We start from the raw sequence: 18,237 nt of genomic DNA, 5'->3' as shown, positions 1-18,237 counted from the left end.
TCCTCAAACTCTGTATATAATGATTAGCCGTGGTAGAGCGAAATGGTTTTCAGGCTCGCGAAACCATAAAGGGCTTCGAAACCTTTTTCGCGGCCATGACCGGAACGCTTCACGCCACCGAAAGGCAATTCCACACCGCCACCAGCGCCATAATTATTGATGAAAACCTGACCGGACTGCACAGCATGTGCCATGCGTAGTTGGCGTGCGCCGTCATTGGTCCAGATGCCGCAAACAAGGCCGAAGTCGGTACCATTGGCAAGCACGATTGCTTCTTCTTCGGTGTCAAACGGCATGATAACCTGTACGGGGCCAAAGATTTCTTGCTGTGCCAACGGATGGTCGGCAGGCACATCGCGTACCAAGGTTGGCAAAACATAGGCACCGTTTTCCGGTGTACCTGCAATCATTTCGCCTTGAGCAGCAATAGTGAGGCCGTCTTTATGTGCCAGTTCAATAAAGCCGTCGACGATTGCTTTCTGACGGTCTGAAACAACAGGGCCGACAGACGGGTCGCTGAGTGCCGCACCGACTTTAAGCGCGCGGTAGCGTTCAGCCATTTGCGCGACAACGGTTTCGTAAACGTCACGCTGTACCAGAATGCGTGAAGAGGCCGAGCAGGTCTGTCCGGCATTTTGAATGCCTGCATTGACGAGAAACGGCAATGCGCGCTCCAAATCTGCATCGGCAAACACCACCTGCGGGGATTTGCCGCCAAGTTCCAGCGTAACAGGCACGGCATGTTTGGCGGCAGCTGCTTGCACGGCTTCACCGGTGCGAAGCGAGCCGGTGAAGGAAATATGATTGATGCCAGCATGACCGGAAAGGGCGGCACCTGCTTCTACGCCAAGGCCGGTAACGACATTGAGCGCACCGGATGGCAGACCTACCTCTTGAGCAATGCGGGCAAATTCCAAAATGGTGAGGCAGGCTTCTTCAGCAGGTTTAACCACGGCGGCATTGCCCATGGCGAGTGCTGCACCCAGTGAACGGCCGATGATCTGCATCGGGTAATTCCATGGAATGATGTGACCGGTAACACCAAGCGGCTCATAAACGGAAAGCACAGTGAAACCGTTTTGATATGGCAGCGTGTCGCCATGAACTTTATCGGCAGATGCACCGTAAAATTCCAGATAACGCGCCAGAGCTACCACATCAGCGCGTGCCTGCGTGATTGGCTTGCCAACATCTTTGGCTTCGAGTTCAGCTAAAAGATCGATTTTTTTGAGTACAGCTTCCGACATGCGGTGCAGAATACGACCGCGTTCGGTTGCAGTCATCTTGCCCCATTCACCGCTTAGCGCTTTACGCGCACTTGCGACAGCCAAATCAATGTCGGTCTGTGTGCCGCGGGCGATCAGAGCCAAATCACTGCCGTCGGATGGGTTTTTCAGCGTCAGAACTTCACCGGAAACGGCATCCTGCCATTTATTATCAATGAAGTTTCCATAGCGGGGAAGACTGTTGTTGTTAGACATTCTTGAACTCCAGATCAGGCCGTTCAGCCTTTAGTCTTGCAGATGTGGCACGGATATGTGAGCGGGCGAGATTTTCGGCGGCATCACCATCGCGCGCAGCAATCGCATCGACGATCAGACGATGTTCGGAAACCGCATGCCGTGCGCGCTCAACCGATAGGGAAAAAGCTGGGGCGAAAACCTGCGAAGTTAAACGTAAAAGCGGAATGAAGGCATGGAGCGAAGAGTTGCCGCTCGCATCCATAATCGCCATGTGAAAATCGACATTAGACTGGGTATAGGCTTTAGGATCCCACGGATCGACCATAGCCGCTTGTTCTTCGATCAGCTTTTTCAACGCATCAATGGTTTTGTCGGTGGCGCGTTCGGCGGCAAAGCGGGCAGCAACGCCATCAATCACTTCCCGTAATGCATAGGCGTCAAGCAAGCGTGGCAGATCGGCACTGGCGACACGCGCACCTTTGCCTGCCTGATGCACCACAAGACCGTCACGCTCAAGTACGCGCAACGCTTCACGCAAAGGTGTGCGGCTGATGCCGAACTCTGTCGCGATATGTTCTTGCCGCAAAATGGTGCCGGGGGCGTAGTCGCCCGTATAAATTCGCTCGCGCAGTGTTTCTGCGACTTCGTCGAGCAAGCGGGTTTGGCCACGCCATTCAAAAGCTGACAATAGCTCCCCCTCCTGAGATTAATGTCAAAATCTTGGTTTTTGGATACTACATCCTGGATACAAAATGCGTCAATCAGAAATATTCGTGTTTTTGAAGGTTTTTTTAAGCTGAAAAAACGCCATTGAAATGGCTTAAACGTAATTTTATTTCAAAATATAGGTTTCGTTATGTGCGGGAAAGTGAGTGACCTTGTAAGAAAATTATTCTTGGAGTTGTTTTGTCAAAATAAAGTGATCAACGGGCTTCTCAGAAGATTTTAGTGCTGTAAAGATTTCTGTTAAGGGCACGATAAAAATACATGTGCTATGAGGCCCAGATAAGGTTGATCTCAATGAATCAGTTAATGCAGTCAGCCTTGTTCTTGCTGGTCTCTACAGGTGCCATGCTGGGGTTGACTTTGCCTTTTGGTAAAATAGCAGCCTCTCTGCATATTTCACCTTTCATGTGGGCGTTTGTCATTTCGGCTGGGGCAGGGCTGATTTTGCTGGGATTCTTATTGGCGAGGGCGCGTTTTTTAAATTTTTCAACGCATCATTTGCGCTATTATTTTATTGCTGCTGCCGTTTCTTATGCTTTGCCCAATGTCATGGTCTTATCAGTGATCCCACATTTGGGCGCTGGTTTTACCGGCATCATGTATACGCTATCACCGGTCACCACATTGCTGCTTTCAGTTGTATGCGGTTTGAAGCGGCCGAATTCTTTAGGCGTTATAGGCATTGCGGTTGGATTCTTAGGTGCACTTTTGGTGGCCATTACCCGCGGTGAAACCGGCTCGGTGGCCGAGCCTTTATGGCTTATTGTGGCGCTGCTCATTCCGGTGGTGCTGGCTGTCGGCAATGTTTACCGCACCATTGACTGGCCGAAAAATGCCGATCCAGTTGAACTGGCTTGTGGTTCGCATCTGGCCGCAGCTTTGCTGCTGATTATAAGTATGCTGTTTGTGGATGGTGATTTTCCTATCAGCCAATTAATGGCAGCCCCTTGGATGGTGTTCATTCAGGCGGTCGTCTCGGCATTGATGTTTACGCTCTATTTCCAGCTGCAAATTGTCGGCGGGCCGGTTTATTTGAGTCAGATGGGCTATGTAGCGGCTGCTATCGGGCTGATTTCAGGTACGCTCTTTATGGGCGAACATTATCAGATGCTGACATGGTTCGGTGCGCTGGTGATTGCCTTGGGGGTTTTCTTTACCACCAAGGCACAAAGTGCGAAGTAAGTCTCAAGTTTCTTTTCATGCTTCCGGGCGCTTGGCCAGAAACATATAATTGACATCCAGATCGCGGGAGCGGTTCCAGCTGTCGGTCAGCGGATTGTAAGTAACCCCGAGTTCGTCAGCCACTTGCAGACCGGCTTTGTTCAGCGCTGCTTCCAGCTCGCTCGGGCGCACCAGTTTTTCATATTGGTGTGTGCCGCGTGGCAGCCAGCGCAGGATATATTCCGCGCCCCAAATGGCAAGTCCAAGCGCTTTTAAGGTGCGATTGATGGTGGCAACAAACATCAATCCACCGGGTTTGACCATTTCGCTGGTAGCAGACATGAAGAGATCAACGTCTGAAACATGCTCAACCACTTCCATATTGAGCACTATGTCGAATTTTTCACCGGCTTCCGCCAGCGCTTCGGCAGTGGTTGCGCGGTAATCCACCTCAACGCCGCTTTGTTGGGCGTGAATTTTGGCCACTTCAATATTGGTTTCTGAGGCATCGGCACCAATAATGGTGGCACCAAGTTTCGCCATCGGCTCGCAAAGCAAGCCGCCGCCGCAACCAATATCAAGAATGCGCAAACCTTCCAGCGGGCGTGCAAGCATCGGATCGCGGTTGAAATGCGCGCAGGCCATTTCTTTAATATAGGCAAGCCGTGTCGGATTGAATTTATGCAGTGGGCGGAATTTGCCCTGCGGATCCCACCATTGTGCTGCGATTCGCGAGAAGTGCTCAATTTCAGCAGCGTCAATTGTGGTGCGTGATGTTTCGCTCATAATCGTCTCCATGGCTTTCCATCATGGACTTGAACGGGAGAAAAAGAAAGTCAAGCAAGAAATCACTTGAGAACCTTGCGGATTGCTCACAATTTAGGTATGTCACCCGCGGATTGTCTGTTGAGCAACAAAATAATGTTTCAGCAGGCTCAGGTGAAATTTTCAGAATTCGGGACGTATCCATACCATGGCGCGCATCGTGATGAAATTCGGCGGCACTTCAGTAGCCGACATCGACCGCATCCGTAATGTGGCACGACATGTTAAACGTGAAGTAGACGCGGGCAACGAAGTTGCTGTTGTTGTTTCGGCTATGGCCGGCAAAACCAATGAGCTTGTCTCTTGGACGCGTGAAGCTTCCGCAATGCATGATGCCCGTGAATATGATGCGGTGGTTGCCTCCGGTGAGCAGGTAACCGCAGGTTTGCTGGCTATTTGTCTGCAAGGAATGGGTGTCCATGCCCGTTCATGGCAGGGCTGGCAGATCCCGATCCGCACCGATAATTCCCATGGTGCGGCACGTATCGTTGATATTGACGGTTCATTCCTGATCGAACGCTTCGGTGAAGGACAGGTTGCAGTGATTGCAGGCTTTCAGGGCATTGGCCCTGATAACCGCATTGCAACGCTGGGCCGCGGTGGTTCGGATACATCTGCGGTAGCGATTGCTGCCGCTGTGAAGGCAGACCGCTGCGATATTTATACCGATGTGGACGGCGTATATACGACCGATCCGCGCGTCGAGCCAAAAGCGAAGCGTCTGGCAAAGATTTCTTTTGAAGAAATGCTGGAAATGGCTTCTCTTGGTGCCAAGGTTTTGCAGGTTCGCTCAGTCGAACTGGCTATGGTACATAAGGTTCGAACCTTTGTACGTTCAAGTTTTACGGATCCTAATGCGCCGGGCATGGATGATCCTATCAACCCTCCCGGAACACTTATTTGCGACGAGGAAGAAATCGTGGAACAGCAGGTTGTGACCGGTATCGCTTTTGCCAAGGATGAAGCTCAGATTTCACTGCGCCGTGTTGCTGACCAGCCGGGTGTGTCGGCAGCTATTTTCGGTCCTCTGGCGGAAGAGCGTATCAATGTCGATATGATCGTCCAGAATGTATCTGAAGACGGCACCAAAACAGATATGACATTCACCGTTCCCTCCGGTGATCTGGAAAAAGCGGTTAAAGCGCTTGAGAAGGTCAAGGGTGAAGTGGGCTGTGATACTGTTCAGTCAGAATCAGGTCTGGCGAAAATTTCTGTCATCGGTATCGGTATGCGCAGCCATGCAGGTGTTGCAGCCACCGCATTCCGTGCATTGGCTGAAAAAGGCATCAATATCCGCGCTATCACCACATCGGAAATCAAAATTTCTATTTTGATCGACGGACCTTATGCAGAACTGGCTGTGCGCACTCTGCATGGTGTTTACGGTCTGGATAAATAAGAAAAAACGCTTTTGTTACTCCGAGCCGCGTTTTAGACTCTAGACGCGCGGCTTAAAAATGCCCAAAAGGATTGTCGACGTGTTACTTGCGATGTAATACGTCGACATTATCTTGTCTGGTTTGTGATTTGGCCGCCTTCGAAGAGGTATCTGCTTACATGAACCATTATAAGGAGCATTCGATCGCCTATGCGTGAGCTGACGACCGGTCCCCGTGTATTGCTCAAGCGACTTCGCGAATTAATGGCGGAGGCGTTGGAGCCACAGGTGCGTCTTGATCGCATTGTGAACGAAATCGCGAAAAATATGGTCGCGGAAGTTTGCTCCTTTTATGTTTTGCGCGCCGATAGTGTGCTGGAGCTTTACGCAACCGTTGGTCTTAATCCGCAAGCCGTGCATCTGGCACAATTGCGTCTTGGGCAGGGGCTGGTTGGCACCATTGCTGCCACAGCACGTGCGCTTAATTTGACCGATGCCCAGAATCATCCTGCCTTCGCCTATTTGCCGGAAACCGGTGAAGAAGCTTATAATTCATTTTTGGGTGTGCCTGTGTTGCGTGCCGGCCGCACGCTTGGCGTACTTGTCGTACAAAACCGTACCAAGCGTGCCTATCGTGAAGACGAGGTGGAAGCACTCGAAACCACGGCTATGGTGCTGGCGGAAATCATTGCTACCGGTGACGGTACGCGTTTGGCGCGTCCGGGTATCGAGCTTGATCTTGGCCGCTCCATGAGCTTTACCGCTGGCGGCTTTAATGACGGCATCGGCCTTGGCCATGTGGTTCTGCATGAGCCGCGCATTGTGGTGACCAATCTTTTCAATGAAGATACCGACGCTGAAATCAAGCGTCTGGAAAATGCAATCGGATCGCTGCGTCTTTCTATCGATGATATGTTGTCGCGCCGTGAAGTGGCAACCGAGGGCGAGCATCGTGAGGTGCTGGAAGCCTATCGGATGTTTGCCAATGATCGTGGCTGGGAGCGCCGTCTTGAAGAGGCGATCCATAATGGTCTGACTGCGGAAGCCGCCGTTGAAAAAGTGCAAAGCGATACACGCGCGCGCATGGTGCATCTGACCGATCCTTATATCCGCGAGCGTTTGTCGGATTTTGATGATCTGGCCAATCGTTTGCTGCGCCAGCTGATGGGGCATGATGCCAAGACCGTTGCCGAAAGCATGGTTAAGGATGCCATTATTGTGGCACGCTCGATGGGTGCTGCTGAACTTCTTGACTATCCGCGCGAGCGCTTACGCGGCGTGGTGCTGGAAGATGGTGCAGCCACCAGCCATGTGGTGATTGTGGCACGTGCGATGGGGATTCCGGTTGTCGGGCAAGCCAAAGGCGTTGTTTCGATGGCTGAAAACAATGATGCAATCATTGTTGATGGTGATGCCGGTATTGTACATTTGCGTCCGCAATCGGATGTCGAAGCGGCCTATGCTGAAAAAGTCAGGTTCCGCGCACGGCGCCAAAAGCTTTATCAGGAATTGCGCGACAAGCCGGCCGTCACTTTGGATGGCGAAGAAATTGCGCTTTATATGAATGGCGGCTTGCTGGTTGATCTGCCGCAATTGGAAGCGTCCGGTGCTGTCGGGATCGGGCTTTTCCGCACTGAATTGCAATTCATGATTGCCTCGACTTTCCCGAAGGCCGAGCAGCAGGAAAAGCTTTATCGCTCGGTGCTGGATGCCGCTGGTGAAAAGCCGGTGACATTCCGAACGCTTGATATTGGCGGTGATAAGGTGTTGCCTTATTTCCGCTCGACCGGGCAGGAAGAAAATCCGGCGATGGGCTGGCGGGCCATTCGCCTGACGCTTGATCGACCGGGTCTTTTCCGCACCCAGTTGCGCGCTCTTTTGAAAGCTTCGGGCGGGCGCGAATTGCGCATGATGCTGCCGATGGTGACGGAAGTGGCGGAAGTGAAAGCCGCGCGCGAAATTATCGACCGCGAAGTGCGCCATCTGGCGAAGTTTGATTATCAACTGCCTGCAAAAGTGAAGCTCGGCGCGATGATCGAAGTGCCATCACTCCTTTGGCAAATGGGCGAATTGATGGATGCGGTTGATTTCGTCTCTGTCGGTTCCAATGATTTGTTCCAGTTTTTAATGGCGGTTGATCGTGGTAATTCGCTGATTGCAGACCGCTTTGACCAGTTGTCACCAGCATTTTTGCGGGTGTTGCGCCATATTGTGGAATCGAGCCTGCGCCATAACACCCCGGTGACTTTATGCGGTGAAATGGCCGGACGTCCGTTGATGGCGATGACATTGATCGGGCTAGGTTTCCGCTCGATTTCCATGTCGGCTGCAACCATCGGGCCGGTGAAAGCCATGTTAGGTGCCTTGGATGCAAGCAAGCTCAACAAGCTGTTGCAGGGCGAGTTGGACAAGCATAATGACGCGCATTCTTTACGTGAACTTTTGCTGGATTTTGCGCGCGATAACGATATTCCGTTGTAGCTAGACTTCAGATTATTGACGCGAAGCCTCACGCTTTGCGCTCGTTTTCGTTTATTTTGCCGGAAGGCTAAATGGGTGGTTTTTAAACCGCTAATTTTCAATATCTTTGTATCGGACTTACCTTATGATCGCATTGCCGCAGGACCGTATGGACCAGCTTCTGAAACGCTTTTCGTTGATTGAAAGCCAGATGGCTTCCAATCCGGATTCGGAAACCTATGTGAAGCTGGCATCCGAATATTCGGAACTGGAAGAGGTGGTCGGTAAAATCCGTGAATTGTCATCAGCGCGTGAAGAAGCGCAAGAGCTGAGCCTGATGAAGGATGATGCTGGTACCGACGCAGATATGCGTGCGCTGGCGGCAGAAGAATTGCCGGCTCTTCAGGAGCGCGTCGAGGTTTTGGAGCAGGAAGTGCAGATCCTGCTTTTACCCAAAGATGCAGCCGATGAGAAAAACGCGATTTTGGAAATTCGTGCTGGTACCGGCGGTTTGGAAGCAGCGCTTTTCGCCGGTGATTTGTTTCGTATGTATGAGCGCTATGCTTCGGAAAAAGGCTGGCGTGTGGAGCTGGTTAGTTCCAGCGAAGGCGATGCTGGTGGTTATAAAGAAATTATCGGGACCGTTTCCGGTAAGGGCGTGTTCTCGAAACTGAAGTTTGAATCCGGTGCCCATCGCGTACAGCGCGTGCCGGAAACCGAGGCAGGCGGACGTATTCATACTTCTGCTGCAACAGTTGCTGTGCTGCCGGAAGCTGCCGATATTGATATTGAAATCCGCAATGAAGATATTCGTATTGATACAATGCGCGCCTCTGGCGCGGGGGGACAGCACGTTAACACGACTGATTCGGCTGTTCGTATCACCCATATTCCAACCGGTTTGATGGTGGTGCAGGCGGAAAAATCGCAACACCAAAACCGCGCCCGTGCGATGCAGATTTTGCGCGCCCGCCTTTATGATATGGAACGCCAGAAGGCAGAGAGTGAACGCTCCGAAGCACGACGCAGTCAGGTGGGGTCGGGGGATCGTTCAGAGCGCATCCGTACGTATAATTTCCCGCAGGGACGTGTAACAGATCACCGCATCAATCTTACACTTTATAAGCTTGACCGTGTGATGGAGGGCGAGCTGGACGAATTGGTGGATGCACTGATTTCTGATCATCAGACCGCATTGCTGACCGAGCTTGGTGAATGAGCAAGGCCGACGTGATGCAATTGGGGCAAATGTTTGCGCAGATGCGTGATACCTTTCAAGCGGCAGGGCTTGAAAATCCGGCCTTCGATGCCCGTCTTTTAACGGAATGGGCGACAGTGACCTCACGTATGGATATGATCAGCCGTCCGGAGCAGGTGATTGATGAGGAAAAAATTGCACTTTGGCAGTCTGCTTTGGAGCGACGTTTGAACGGTGAGCCAGTGTATCGTATCATCGGAAGTCGCGCATTTTGGGGGCTTGAGTTTCAGCTTTCCAAAGAAACGTTGGAGCCGCGCCCTGATACCGAAGCTTTGATCGAACTGGTCTTGCCGGTTTTGCAGAAGAAAGCGGACGATAAACAAGTGGTGGATGTGCTGGATATGGGCACCGGAACCGGCATCATCGCTATTACGTTGTTGCATCAATGCGCAAAGGCGCGTTGTGTGGCGGTGGATATTGCGCACGATGCTTTGAGCACGGCGCGTATCAATGCTGAAAATGCCGGTGTTTCTTCACGTTTTGCAGCAATTCATAGTGATTGGTTTGCCAATGTGAGCGGGCGCTATGATATGATTACCTCCAATCCGCCTTATATTCCGCATCATGAAATTGCCGCACTTTCACGCGAAGTTAAAGAATATGATCCGGTAGCGGCGCTGGATGGCGGTGCAGACGGACTTGATTTTTATCGCGCTCTTGCACAACATGGTGCAAATCACTTATATGAAGATGGAGTGATCGCCATTGAAATTGGTGCAGGTCAGCTATCTGACGTGGAATTGATTTTTAATCATTATGATTTTAAGCTTGCGTGCTCAAACAAAGATCTCGGCGGACATGAGAGAGCGCTGCTTTTTGAAAAAGCATAAAAATTGCAAAATAATGCAGATAATCGAGAGGCAATCAATAAAAACGCTTGGAATTTCCGGCAAATCTGTTTAGGTTCCGATCACCGTCCGAAATTTTGGTTTTTGACTGCACCACAAAGTGCAAGGCCGCCTAAGGTCTGAAAAACGGGGTCTAAAAATCAGGCCGGTTAAGTTTTAACGGTAAGTACCACATTCAGAGCATTATACAGATGGGATATTAGGGTGCATTCCCTTCTGTAGCTCAAAATACGAGACCCGTTGATCTTTATGATCGCGCAGGTCTTATGTACCCTTAATCTGAAAAGAGATATGAGTATGAGGCCAGCACAGCAGAACAGGCGCATGCGTGGACGGGGGAATAACAATAACCGCAAGGGTCCCAATCCTCTGACGCGTAACTATGAAAGCAACGGCCCGGATGTGAAAATCCGCGGCAATGCACAGCATATAGCAGAGAAATATGCGACTCTGGCAAGAGATGCACAAGTTTCCGGTGATCGCGTGATGGCTGAAAACTACCTGCAGCATGCGGAACATTATAATCGCATTATTTTGCAAGCGCAGGCACAGAACCCGCAACATTTCCAGCGGGATGAAAGTTTTGATGACGAAGGTGCCGATGATGAAGAGCAGGGCTTTGCCGCTGCATCATCTCATAACGGCCACAACAATGCTCCGTCACAGGATGTAAGCGGCAGCGGTCCTCAGCCTTTCATCGAAGGCACTCCAGCTGAAGTCGTTTATGACGAAGACAATAGTGCCCCTACGCGTTCTCATGAACAACGGGCCCAGAGCCGTGATCAGAACCGCGATAATCAAAATCGTGATCATCAAAATCGTGACAATAATAATGGCAGAGATCGTGAGCAGCGCCGCATTCAGCGTCCGCGCCGTCCGTCTCGTTTTGAACAGCATGGTGCACCTGTTGCCCCTGATGCACCTCAGCCGATCACGCATTTTACTGAAAATTCCGGGCAGCCGGAAGTAAATGAACAGCCGGTTGTGAAGGCCGTCGAGATTGCACAGGAACAGCCGGTTGCTGTGAAAGCAGAACCTGTTGTGGCATCGGTTGCAGCTGTTGTTGAAGCAGAAGAAAAGCCGGTTAAAAAGGCTGCTCCTGCCAAGCCACGTACGCCACGTGCCAAACCTGCTGAAGCTGCCGCCGAGGTTGATGGTGAACAACCGGTTCGTCGTCGTCCCGGTCGCCCGCGCCGTGTCAAAGAAGATGATGCAGAACCGGTAAAAGAAGCTTCAGAAGCTTAAATTTAGCTTTATAATCAATGAAAGGCGCGAGAGTTCAACTTTCGCGTCTTTTTTATTACAGAATATTTGCAGTCTTCTTGCCGAACGCATAAACTCATCCCATATCATAACCAGATGGAGTCCGCCTCATCTGGGGACTCGTCACCAAAGACCGCTCGGCGCTGTTACAGGCCGGGATGGATGAAGGAGACAATTATGAATATAGAAAAATACACTGAACGCGTTCGCGGTTTTATTCAGTCTGCACAAACCTATGCTTTAAACGCCAATAATCAGCAATTTATGCCCGAGCATATGCTGAAGGTTCTGGTGGATGATAATGAAGGCTTGGCAGCATCACTGATTGAACGTGCAGGTGGTAATCTTGCGCAATTGCGTATCGGTCTGGATGCAGCATTGAATGCTGTTCCCAAAGTAACCGGCGGCAATGATCAGCTATATCTGTCACAGCCACTCGCAAAGGTTTTCTCAACAGCTGAAGAACTGGCCACTAAAGCCGGTGATAGTTTCGTGACTGTTGAGCGTCTTCTGACGGCACTTGCGATTGAAAAATCTGCCAAAAGTTCTGAAATTTTAAGCAAAGCCGGTGTGACGGCCAATGCACTGAATAAGGTGATCAACGATATGCGTAAAGGTCGTACGGCTGATTCTGCTTCTGCCGAAGGCAATTATGATGCTTTGAAAAAATATGCGCGTGATTTGACGGAAGACGCACGTGACGGCAAGCTTGATCCGGTTATCGGTCGTGATGAAGAAATCCGCCGTGCCATTCAGGTTTTGTCACGCCGTACCAAAAACAATCCGGTACTGATTGGTGAGCCGGGCGTGGGTAAAACCGCGATTGCTGAGGGTTTGGCTCTGCGTATCGTCGATGGTGATGTGCCGGAATCCCTTAAAGACAAGCAATTGATGGCGCTGGATATGGGCGCATTGATTGCGGGTGCTAAATATCGCGGTGAATTTGAAGAACGCCTCAAAGCGGTTCTGTCGGAAGTGCAGAGCGCGGACGGTCAGATCATCTTGTTCATCGATGAAATGCACACACTTGTGGGTGCCGGTAAAAGCGATGGTGCGATGGATGCATCGAACTTGCTCAAACCCGCACTTGCGCGTGGTGAATTGCGCTGCGTTGGTGCAACAACTTTGGATGAATATCGCAAATATGTGGAAAAGGATGCAGCCCTTGCCCGTCGTTTCCAACCGGTATTCATCAATGAACCAACGGTTGAAGATACGATTTCAATTCTGCGCGGTTTGAAGGAAAAATATGAGCAGCATCATAAAGTGCGGGTCTCTGACTCGGCTCTTGTTGCCGCTGCCACATTGTCGAACCGTTACATCACCGACCGCTTCCTGCCGGATAAGGCAATTGACCTTGTGGATGAAGCTGCATCACGCCTGAGAATGCAGGTGGATTCGAAACCGGAAGAGCTCGACGAGATTGACCGCCGCGCCATGCAGCTGAAAATTGAACGCGAAGCTTTGAAGAAGGAAACCGACGCAGCTTCAAAAGACCGTCTCGTACGTCTTGAAAAAGAACTGAGCGATCTGGAAGAGGAATCTGCTGAACTGACGGCCAAATGGCAGGCGGAAAAGCAGAAGCTTGGCCATGCGGCAGACCTGAAAAAGAAACTGGAAGATGCGCGTAACGCTTTGGCAATCGCCCAGCGTAACGGTGAATTCCAGAAAGCCGGTGAATTGGCTTATGGCAAAATTCCGCAGCTTGAAAAAGAACTGGTGGATGCTGAAAGTCAGGAAAATCGCGGTTCCCTGGTAGAAGAAACCGTAACGCCTGATCATGTGGCACAGATTATTTCCCGCTGGACGGGTATACCTGTCGACCGTATGCTGGAGGGCGAGCGCGAAAAACTTCTGCGTATGGAAGACGAAATCGGCAAACGGGTTGTTGGTCAGGCTGAAGCCGTGCAAGCTGTTTCCAAGGCGGTGCGCCGTGCGCGTGCCGGATTGCAGGATCCTAACCGTCCGATTGGTTCGTTCATTTTCCTAGGCCCGACCGGTGTTGGTAAAACCGAGCTGACAAAGGCATTGGCTTCGTTCCTCTTTGCCGATGACAGTGCGATGGTGCGTATCGATATGTCGGAATTCATGGAGAAACATTCCGTTGCCCGTCTGATTGGTGCCCCTCCGGGCTATGTAGGCTATGAGGAAGGTGGCGTATTGACCGAAACAGTCCGTCGTCGCCCTTATCAGGTCATTTTGTTTGACGAGATTGAAAAGGCGCATCCGGATGTTTTCAACGTGCTGTTGCAGGTGCTTGATGACGGCCGCCTGACCGATGGTCAGGGACGCACTGTTGATTTCAGTAATACGCTGATCATCATGACGTCCAATCTTGGTGCGGAATATCTGGTGAACTTAGGCGAAGATGATTCTGTCGACAGCGCCCGTGAGGATGTCATGGCGGTGGTACGTGCTTCGTTCCGTCCGGAGTTCCTCAACCGTGTGGACGAGATCATTCTGTTCCATCGTCTGCGCCGTTCCGATATGGGGGCGATTGTCGATATTCAGTTTGAACGTCTGCAAAAATTGCTGGCTGACCGTAAAGTTCATTTGGAACTGGACGATGATGCCCGCGATTGGTTGTCCAACAAGGGCTATGATCCGGCTTATGGTGCACGTCCGTTGAAACGTGTGATCCAGAAAGAAGTGCAGGATCCGCTGGCAGAGAAAATCCTGCTCGGTGATGTTCTTGACGGTTCGATTGTGGAAATTTCTGCCGGTTCCGACAGGCTGAATTTCAAATCGAAAGCCGGAATGATCACTGAAGAAAGCTGATTTTCTTTGGTCTGCCTTCAAAGGTAAAATGAAACAATTGAAGCCGGTCAAAAGTTTTGGCCGGCTTTATTTATTCTATCCCTCTTCAATTTGGCCACTTTGGCGTCACCTTCCTTTTGTAAGAACTCCAAAAGTTAGATGTTTGTTAACTATAAATGCGGCATCTGGGGTGAAGACATTTTCTCTGCAGGGTTTTTCCATGGCATATTACCGGTCATTGTCTCGTTTGGCATTGTTGGCAACACTCACATCACCGGTGTGGTGGAGTGCACCTGCTTCGGCACAGCTTTATGATCCGGGTGAGCAGGTTTTCAGTGATGGCCAGATCAGAGTTTATATCGACCCGAAGGGGCAACGTGTCACCATGGATCGGCGTGGACGCATCATTTCGGTTGAGCCGGCTTATGAACAGGAACAAACAAGAGGGCGCCGCGGTTATCGCGGTGGTGGAAACTGGACATTGAATGGTCCGGTGGATGGCGGTGCGCCTTATGATGGTTTCGGCAATGTGCCGGAAGATCCCAATTATTATCCGGCTGCACCTTCCGCACCCGATTATGATTATAATCGTGACGGACAGATCGAACGCAATGAATTGCCGCCGATTGGCAGTGATGAATATGATCAGGCCAGTATTCCTGATTACGAACAGGAAAACCGTCAGAGAGAACTGGGACAATCACGTAATTATCCTGACATCAATGATATGACGCCTGCGGTTGAAATGCCGAAAGGGCAGGGCGCGAAAGCAAAAATTGCTGCTTATCAGGTCTTGCTTGATCGTGCGGGTGCATCACCGGGAGTGATTGATGGCCGCGCCGGCAGCAATGTCGATAAGGCTGCTGCGGCTTATAGTGAATTGACGGGTCGTTTTATCAATCCGCAGGATGAAGCGGCAATTAATGCCGAATTGGAAGCAACGGGCGGCGCTGCATTCAAAGAATATATGATTACCGATCAGGATGCCGCACAAAATCTGGTTGCATCGATTCCATCCGATTATGCGGAAAAAGCCAAACTTTCGAGCATGGCCTATACGTCGCATGCTGAAATGTTGGGTGAACGTTTCCATATTGATGAGGCTTATTTGAAAGAGCTCAATCCGGGCGCGAATTTTGGCCAACCGGGAACAATCATCAAAGTACCGAATATCAAGCGGGTAAAAAAACCGAAAGTGGCGCGCATCATTGCCGATAAAGCGCGCAAACAAGTGCGCGGTTATGATGAAAACGGCAAGCTGATTGTGGCTTATCCTTCAACAATCGGCTCATCGGATAATCCGTCACCTTCAGGTATCGTGCAGGTTGAGCGTATCGCTATTAATCCCAACTATACCTACAATCCGAAAGTCAATTTCAAACAGGGCAACAATGATAGAGTACTGACAATTCCGCCTGGGCCGAACGGGCCGGTTGGAACTGTCTGGATTGCATTGTCAAAACCGACCTATGGTATTCATGGCACGCCCGAACCGTCGAAAATCGGCAAGACATCCAGTCATGGCTGTGTGCGTTTGACCAATTGGGATGCGCAAGAGCTGGCCAAACTGGTCGGGCCGGGTGTGACGGTCGAATTTACCGAGTAAAACAACAAAACCGCAGAAAGTGATTTCAGCGGTTTTATGGTTTATTGCTCCGTAAGAGAACATAAAAGCTTAGCCATTGGTTGAGCTGTTCGCGGCAAGCTTGGTGCCGTCTCCCTGATCATTGAGCAATTTATCAATGCGGTCACGCTCACGTGTAAAGGCTTCCAATTCTTTGCCGCTCAAAGCTTTATTGTCGGGCAGGCGGATACGCAGTGGATCAACCTTTGTGCCGTTGACGATCAGCTCATAGTGCAGATGTGGGCCGGTCGAAAGACCGGTGGAGCCGACATAGCCGATTACTTGTCCCTGACGCACTTTTGCACCCGGCGTTACCCCATTGGCAATTGCATTTTGGTGCGAATAACTACTGACATAGCCGTTGGCATGACGGATAAGCGTCTGGTTCCCATAGCCGTTGGACCAACCGGCTTTTTCGACAACACCATTACCGGAGGCAATGATCGGTGTTCCGCGTGGCGCTGCCCAGTCAACACCTGTATGCATACGGCTATAGCCGAGGATCGGATGGCGGCGCATGCCGAATGGCGAGCGGAAGACACCATTCGGCACCGGATTACGCAGTAAAAATTGTTTTGCGCTTTTGCCGTTTTCGTTAAAGTAATCGACCGCGCCGTTGGGAGCCTGATAGCGATAAAATTTGCGTATTGTACCACCAAAATTGGCTGACACATAAAGAAGCTGCGAATCGTCATCGGCACTGTCGGAATCATCCGGCAGCGAGAAAAATGCTTCCAACTGATCCGACGGATTGAGTTTTCCCTGCAAGTCGACATCGGATGCCAGCATTTTAATTAGTTGTGTCCGCATCGTATCGGTCATGCCATAGGCGAGAGCGGCACGGCTGATGCCGTCATAAACACTTGGCAAATCACCACGCAAACGTGGCGCCATCACTTCACCATCAAAAGCGGATGCCAATAATGGTGTAGATTCGGGTTCATCGGACGGCACATATTGTGCTTTGTCATTGAGCGTTACGGTCACCAGATGTGTGGTGTTGCTATAGATACTGGCGCGGACGATCCGGTCCTCACCATTACGGCTTTCAACCCCGACACGCAAAACGCTGCCTTCTTTCAGGCGCGGCGAATTCATCAATTTAGCCAATGCTTCCGCCATTTGCAGCGCACTGTCATCGCTGTAACCTGCACTTGATAATGCATCGCTGATATTGGCAGCATTTCTGAACGGAATGAGCTCTTCCGAAAAACCGTCACCGGCAAATTCCGAACCTTCATTGCGTGCGGCAACGCTTACATTTTCCTGCGTAATGCGTACGCCGATAGAAGGTGCTAAGGAAAACAGCGATTCACTGGCACCAAAACGCAATGGGTCGACGTAATGGAGTGAAGCAACCTGAACATCGCCGTCAGTCAGCAAAATGCCGGTATCACGGACAATATTCTCAACGTCTTCCACACTCAAATCAGCGCTTGTATCAAAGCTAGTGGCCGACATTGGAAAATCAACAACGCGAAGACTGATTTCGCTTTCTACTTTAGCGCCATAAATCTGCCCGGTATTGGCAGGTTGTGGCGCCGAAGGACCTTCCGAGAAAACCTCCAATGCGTTGAAAGCCGGATATTTACGATTTGTCGGGTGATCAACCGCTAAAGCCATTTTGACATATTCAAACGGGCGGGTTCGTATCACTTCACGCTCGCCGACCTTCAGCATGGTGGAAATTTCCATCCGGCGGCGGTCTTGCGGTTTTTGTTTGGCAATAGCACTGACGATGCGGCTGCCTTTACTGACATCTTGTTGAACGATTGGCTGGATGTCTTCACGCGCCAATAATTCAGCAGGCGTTGCCAATTGCTCGCGACCATCAAGCGCTGCAAATAATGCAACGCCAATGAGAGTACAAGAAGTGACACCGGTTAAGAATGTTCCGACAAGCCAACGCGCAGAGACATCGCGACGATCAGGCGGACGCCGTTTTCCACCCACTGTAAGCGGGGGCTCGTCGCCGGTGTAGTGTTGATCGCGTTGAGACAGCGTCATATTAATACAGGGTATCCCATAGTTGGCTATATGATACACGTGTTCACAGTATCAAAACCGCTTCACGATAGAATCGAAATGCGGTGCGAGTTCCACAACAGTTTTCAGGTAGCGCTGAAGAAAGTAAGCAAAGCCTACCATTGTCGTCATTCAAGTTTTGCCAATCCCTGTGTGTGAAGTCAATAATAAGAGCTTGTGAACAATCATATAAATGATGGCTTGCTGTCTAATAATTTAATGAGGCTGCTTTATGACCTCATATATAAGGAAGTCCCTACCTTTTATGGGAAGGCCAATTGAGCGTTTCGTCAGCCATTGGGTGTTTATACACAGGGCGAAATAAGAAAATTCAATAAAAGTCATAAAACATTCAAAATAACTTAAAAACAACGTTGACAGTTTTAGATTGGTTGCCCTATAAGGCGAACAACGAGGGCGGCGGCGCTGCTAGCGGCAGACAGCTTCGT

At 50.6% G+C, this 18,237-nt stretch carries 12 protein-coding genes; 8 read left to right on the top strand and 4 right to left on the bottom strand.

Annotation, left to right across the window (positions count from 1 at the left end; genetic code table 11):
• Positions 1-23: 23 nt before the first annotated feature.
• Together JNC77_RS15765 and JNC77_RS15760 are read right to left on the bottom strand one after the other, a co-directional pair.
• The gene (locus JNC77_RS15765) at positions 24-1,481 is read right to left on the bottom strand and encodes an aldehyde dehydrogenase family protein (protein WP_374834219.1); all 1,458 of its coding nucleotides are present in this window, start codon (positions 1,479-1,481) and stop codon (positions 24-26) included.
• Positions 1,474-2,151 carry a GntR family transcriptional regulator gene (locus JNC77_RS15760; protein WP_374834217.1) on the bottom strand — a complete coding sequence of 226 codons (678 nt, stop codon included), beginning with the start codon at positions 2,149-2,151 and terminating at the stop codon, positions 1,474-1,476. The genes JNC77_RS15765 and JNC77_RS15760 overlap by 8 nt, the downstream gene beginning before the upstream one ends.
• A gap of 332 nt (positions 2,152-2,483) precedes the next feature.
• On the opposite strand from JNC77_RS15760, the gene JNC77_RS15755 reads away from it, so the two are divergent.
• Positions 2,484-3,371, top strand: a complete 888-nt coding sequence (locus tag JNC77_RS15755) for a DMT family transporter (protein ID WP_374834215.1) — start codon at positions 2,484-2,486, stop codon at positions 3,369-3,371.
• A 15-nt stretch (positions 3,372-3,386) separates the two neighbouring features.
• Here JNC77_RS15755 and ubiG read toward each other — a convergent pair whose 3' ends face one another.
• Positions 3,387-4,136 (bottom strand): bifunctional 2-polyprenyl-6-hydroxyphenol methylase/3-demethylubiquinol 3-O-methyltransferase UbiG, encoded by a 750-nt coding sequence (gene ubiG, locus JNC77_RS15750; protein WP_374834213.1) that lies wholly within the window; start codon positions 4,134-4,136, stop codon positions 3,387-3,389.
• 187 nt (positions 4,137-4,323) lie between these two features.
• Here ubiG and JNC77_RS15745 point away from each other — a divergent pair, with 187 nt between their 5' ends.
• From JNC77_RS15745 to JNC77_RS15715, 7 genes are all read left to right on the top strand, one after another.
• Complete coding sequence (locus tag JNC77_RS15745; protein ID WP_374834211.1) at positions 4,324-5,574, top strand: aspartate kinase; 1,251 nt, start codon at positions 4,324-4,326, stop codon at positions 5,572-5,574.
• A 189-nt stretch (positions 5,575-5,763) separates the two neighbouring features.
• On the top strand, positions 5,764-8,034 hold the full coding sequence (gene ptsP / locus JNC77_RS15740) for a phosphoenolpyruvate--protein phosphotransferase (protein ID WP_374834209.1): 2,271 nt from the start codon (positions 5,764-5,766) through the stop codon (positions 8,032-8,034).
• Positions 8,035-8,158: 124 nt separating this feature from the next.
• The gene (gene prfA / locus JNC77_RS15735) at positions 8,159-9,232 is read left to right on the top strand and encodes a peptide chain release factor 1 (protein ID WP_374834207.1); all 1,074 of its coding nucleotides are present in this window, start codon (positions 8,159-8,161) and stop codon (positions 9,230-9,232) included.
• Positions 9,229-10,101: a peptide chain release factor N(5)-glutamine methyltransferase gene (gene prmC, locus JNC77_RS15730; RefSeq protein WP_374834205.1), complete on the top strand. Its 873-nt coding sequence runs from the start codon at positions 9,229-9,231 to the stop codon at positions 10,099-10,101. The genes prfA and prmC overlap by 4 nt, the downstream gene beginning before the upstream one ends.
• 315 nt (positions 10,102-10,416) lie before the next feature.
• On the top strand, positions 10,417-11,364 hold the full coding sequence (locus tag JNC77_RS15725) for a DUF4167 domain-containing protein (RefSeq protein WP_374834203.1): 948 nt from the start codon (positions 10,417-10,419) through the stop codon (positions 11,362-11,364).
• 195 nt (positions 11,365-11,559) lie between these two features.
• A complete protein-coding gene (gene clpB / locus JNC77_RS15720; protein ID WP_374834201.1) occupies positions 11,560-14,160 on the top strand; it encodes an ATP-dependent chaperone ClpB in 2,601 nt (866 codons plus the stop codon).
• 199 nt (positions 14,161-14,359) lie between these two features.
• Positions 14,360-15,745, top strand: a complete 1,386-nt coding sequence (locus JNC77_RS15715; RefSeq protein ID WP_374834199.1) for a L,D-transpeptidase — start codon at positions 14,360-14,362, stop codon at positions 15,743-15,745.
• A gap of 69 nt (positions 15,746-15,814) precedes the next feature.
• On the opposite strand, the gene JNC77_RS15710 is transcribed toward JNC77_RS15715, so the two are convergent.
• The gene (locus tag JNC77_RS15710) at positions 15,815-17,770 is read right to left on the bottom strand and encodes a M23 family metallopeptidase (protein WP_374834197.1); all 1,956 of its coding nucleotides are present in this window, start codon (positions 17,768-17,770) and stop codon (positions 15,815-15,817) included.
• Between the last annotated feature and the right edge of the window lie 467 nt (positions 17,771-18,237).

Origin of the sequence: Paenochrobactrum pullorum, assembly GCF_041929845.1 — a bacterium.
GTDB lineage: Bacteria > Pseudomonadota > Alphaproteobacteria > Rhizobiales > Rhizobiaceae > Paenochrobactrum > Paenochrobactrum pullorum.
Note: the sequence above shows the minus strand (reverse complement) of the source record. Positions and strands in the feature narration are given on the sequence as shown.

Excerpts from the sequence above, each read along its gene's own strand:
- JNC77_RS15765 (WP_374834219.1), bottom strand. The coding sequence starts at position 1,481 with ATGTCTAACAACAACAGTCTTCCCCGCTATGGAAACTTCATTGATAAT.
- JNC77_RS15755 (WP_374834215.1), top strand. The coding sequence starts at position 2,484 with ATGAATCAGTTAATGCAGTCAGCCTTGTTCTTGCTGGTCTCTACAGGT.
- JNC77_RS15715 (WP_374834199.1), top strand. The coding sequence starts at position 14,360 with ATGGCATATTACCGGTCATTGTCTCGTTTGGCATTGTTGGCAACACTC.
- clpB (WP_374834201.1), top strand. The coding sequence starts at position 11,560 with ATGAATATAGAAAAATACACTGAACGCGTTCGCGGTTTTATTCAGTCT.
- prmC (WP_374834205.1), top strand. The coding sequence starts at position 9,229 with ATGAGCAAGGCCGACGTGATGCAATTGGGGCAAATGTTTGCGCAGATG.
- prfA (WP_374834207.1), top strand. The coding sequence starts at position 8,159 with ATGATCGCATTGCCGCAGGACCGTATGGACCAGCTTCTGAAACGCTTT.
- JNC77_RS15745 (WP_374834211.1), top strand. The coding sequence starts at position 4,324 with ATGGCGCGCATCGTGATGAAATTCGGCGGCACTTCAGTAGCCGACATC.
- JNC77_RS15725 (WP_374834203.1), top strand. The coding sequence starts at position 10,417 with ATGAGGCCAGCACAGCAGAACAGGCGCATGCGTGGACGGGGGAATAAC.
- ubiG (WP_374834213.1), bottom strand. The coding sequence starts at position 4,136 with ATGAGCGAAACATCACGCACCACAATTGACGCTGCTGAAATTGAGCAC.
- ptsP (WP_374834209.1), top strand. The coding sequence starts at position 5,764 with ATGCGTGAGCTGACGACCGGTCCCCGTGTATTGCTCAAGCGACTTCGC.
- JNC77_RS15710 (WP_374834197.1), bottom strand. The coding sequence starts at position 17,770 with ATGACGCTGTCTCAACGCGATCAACACTACACCGGCGACGAGCCCCCG.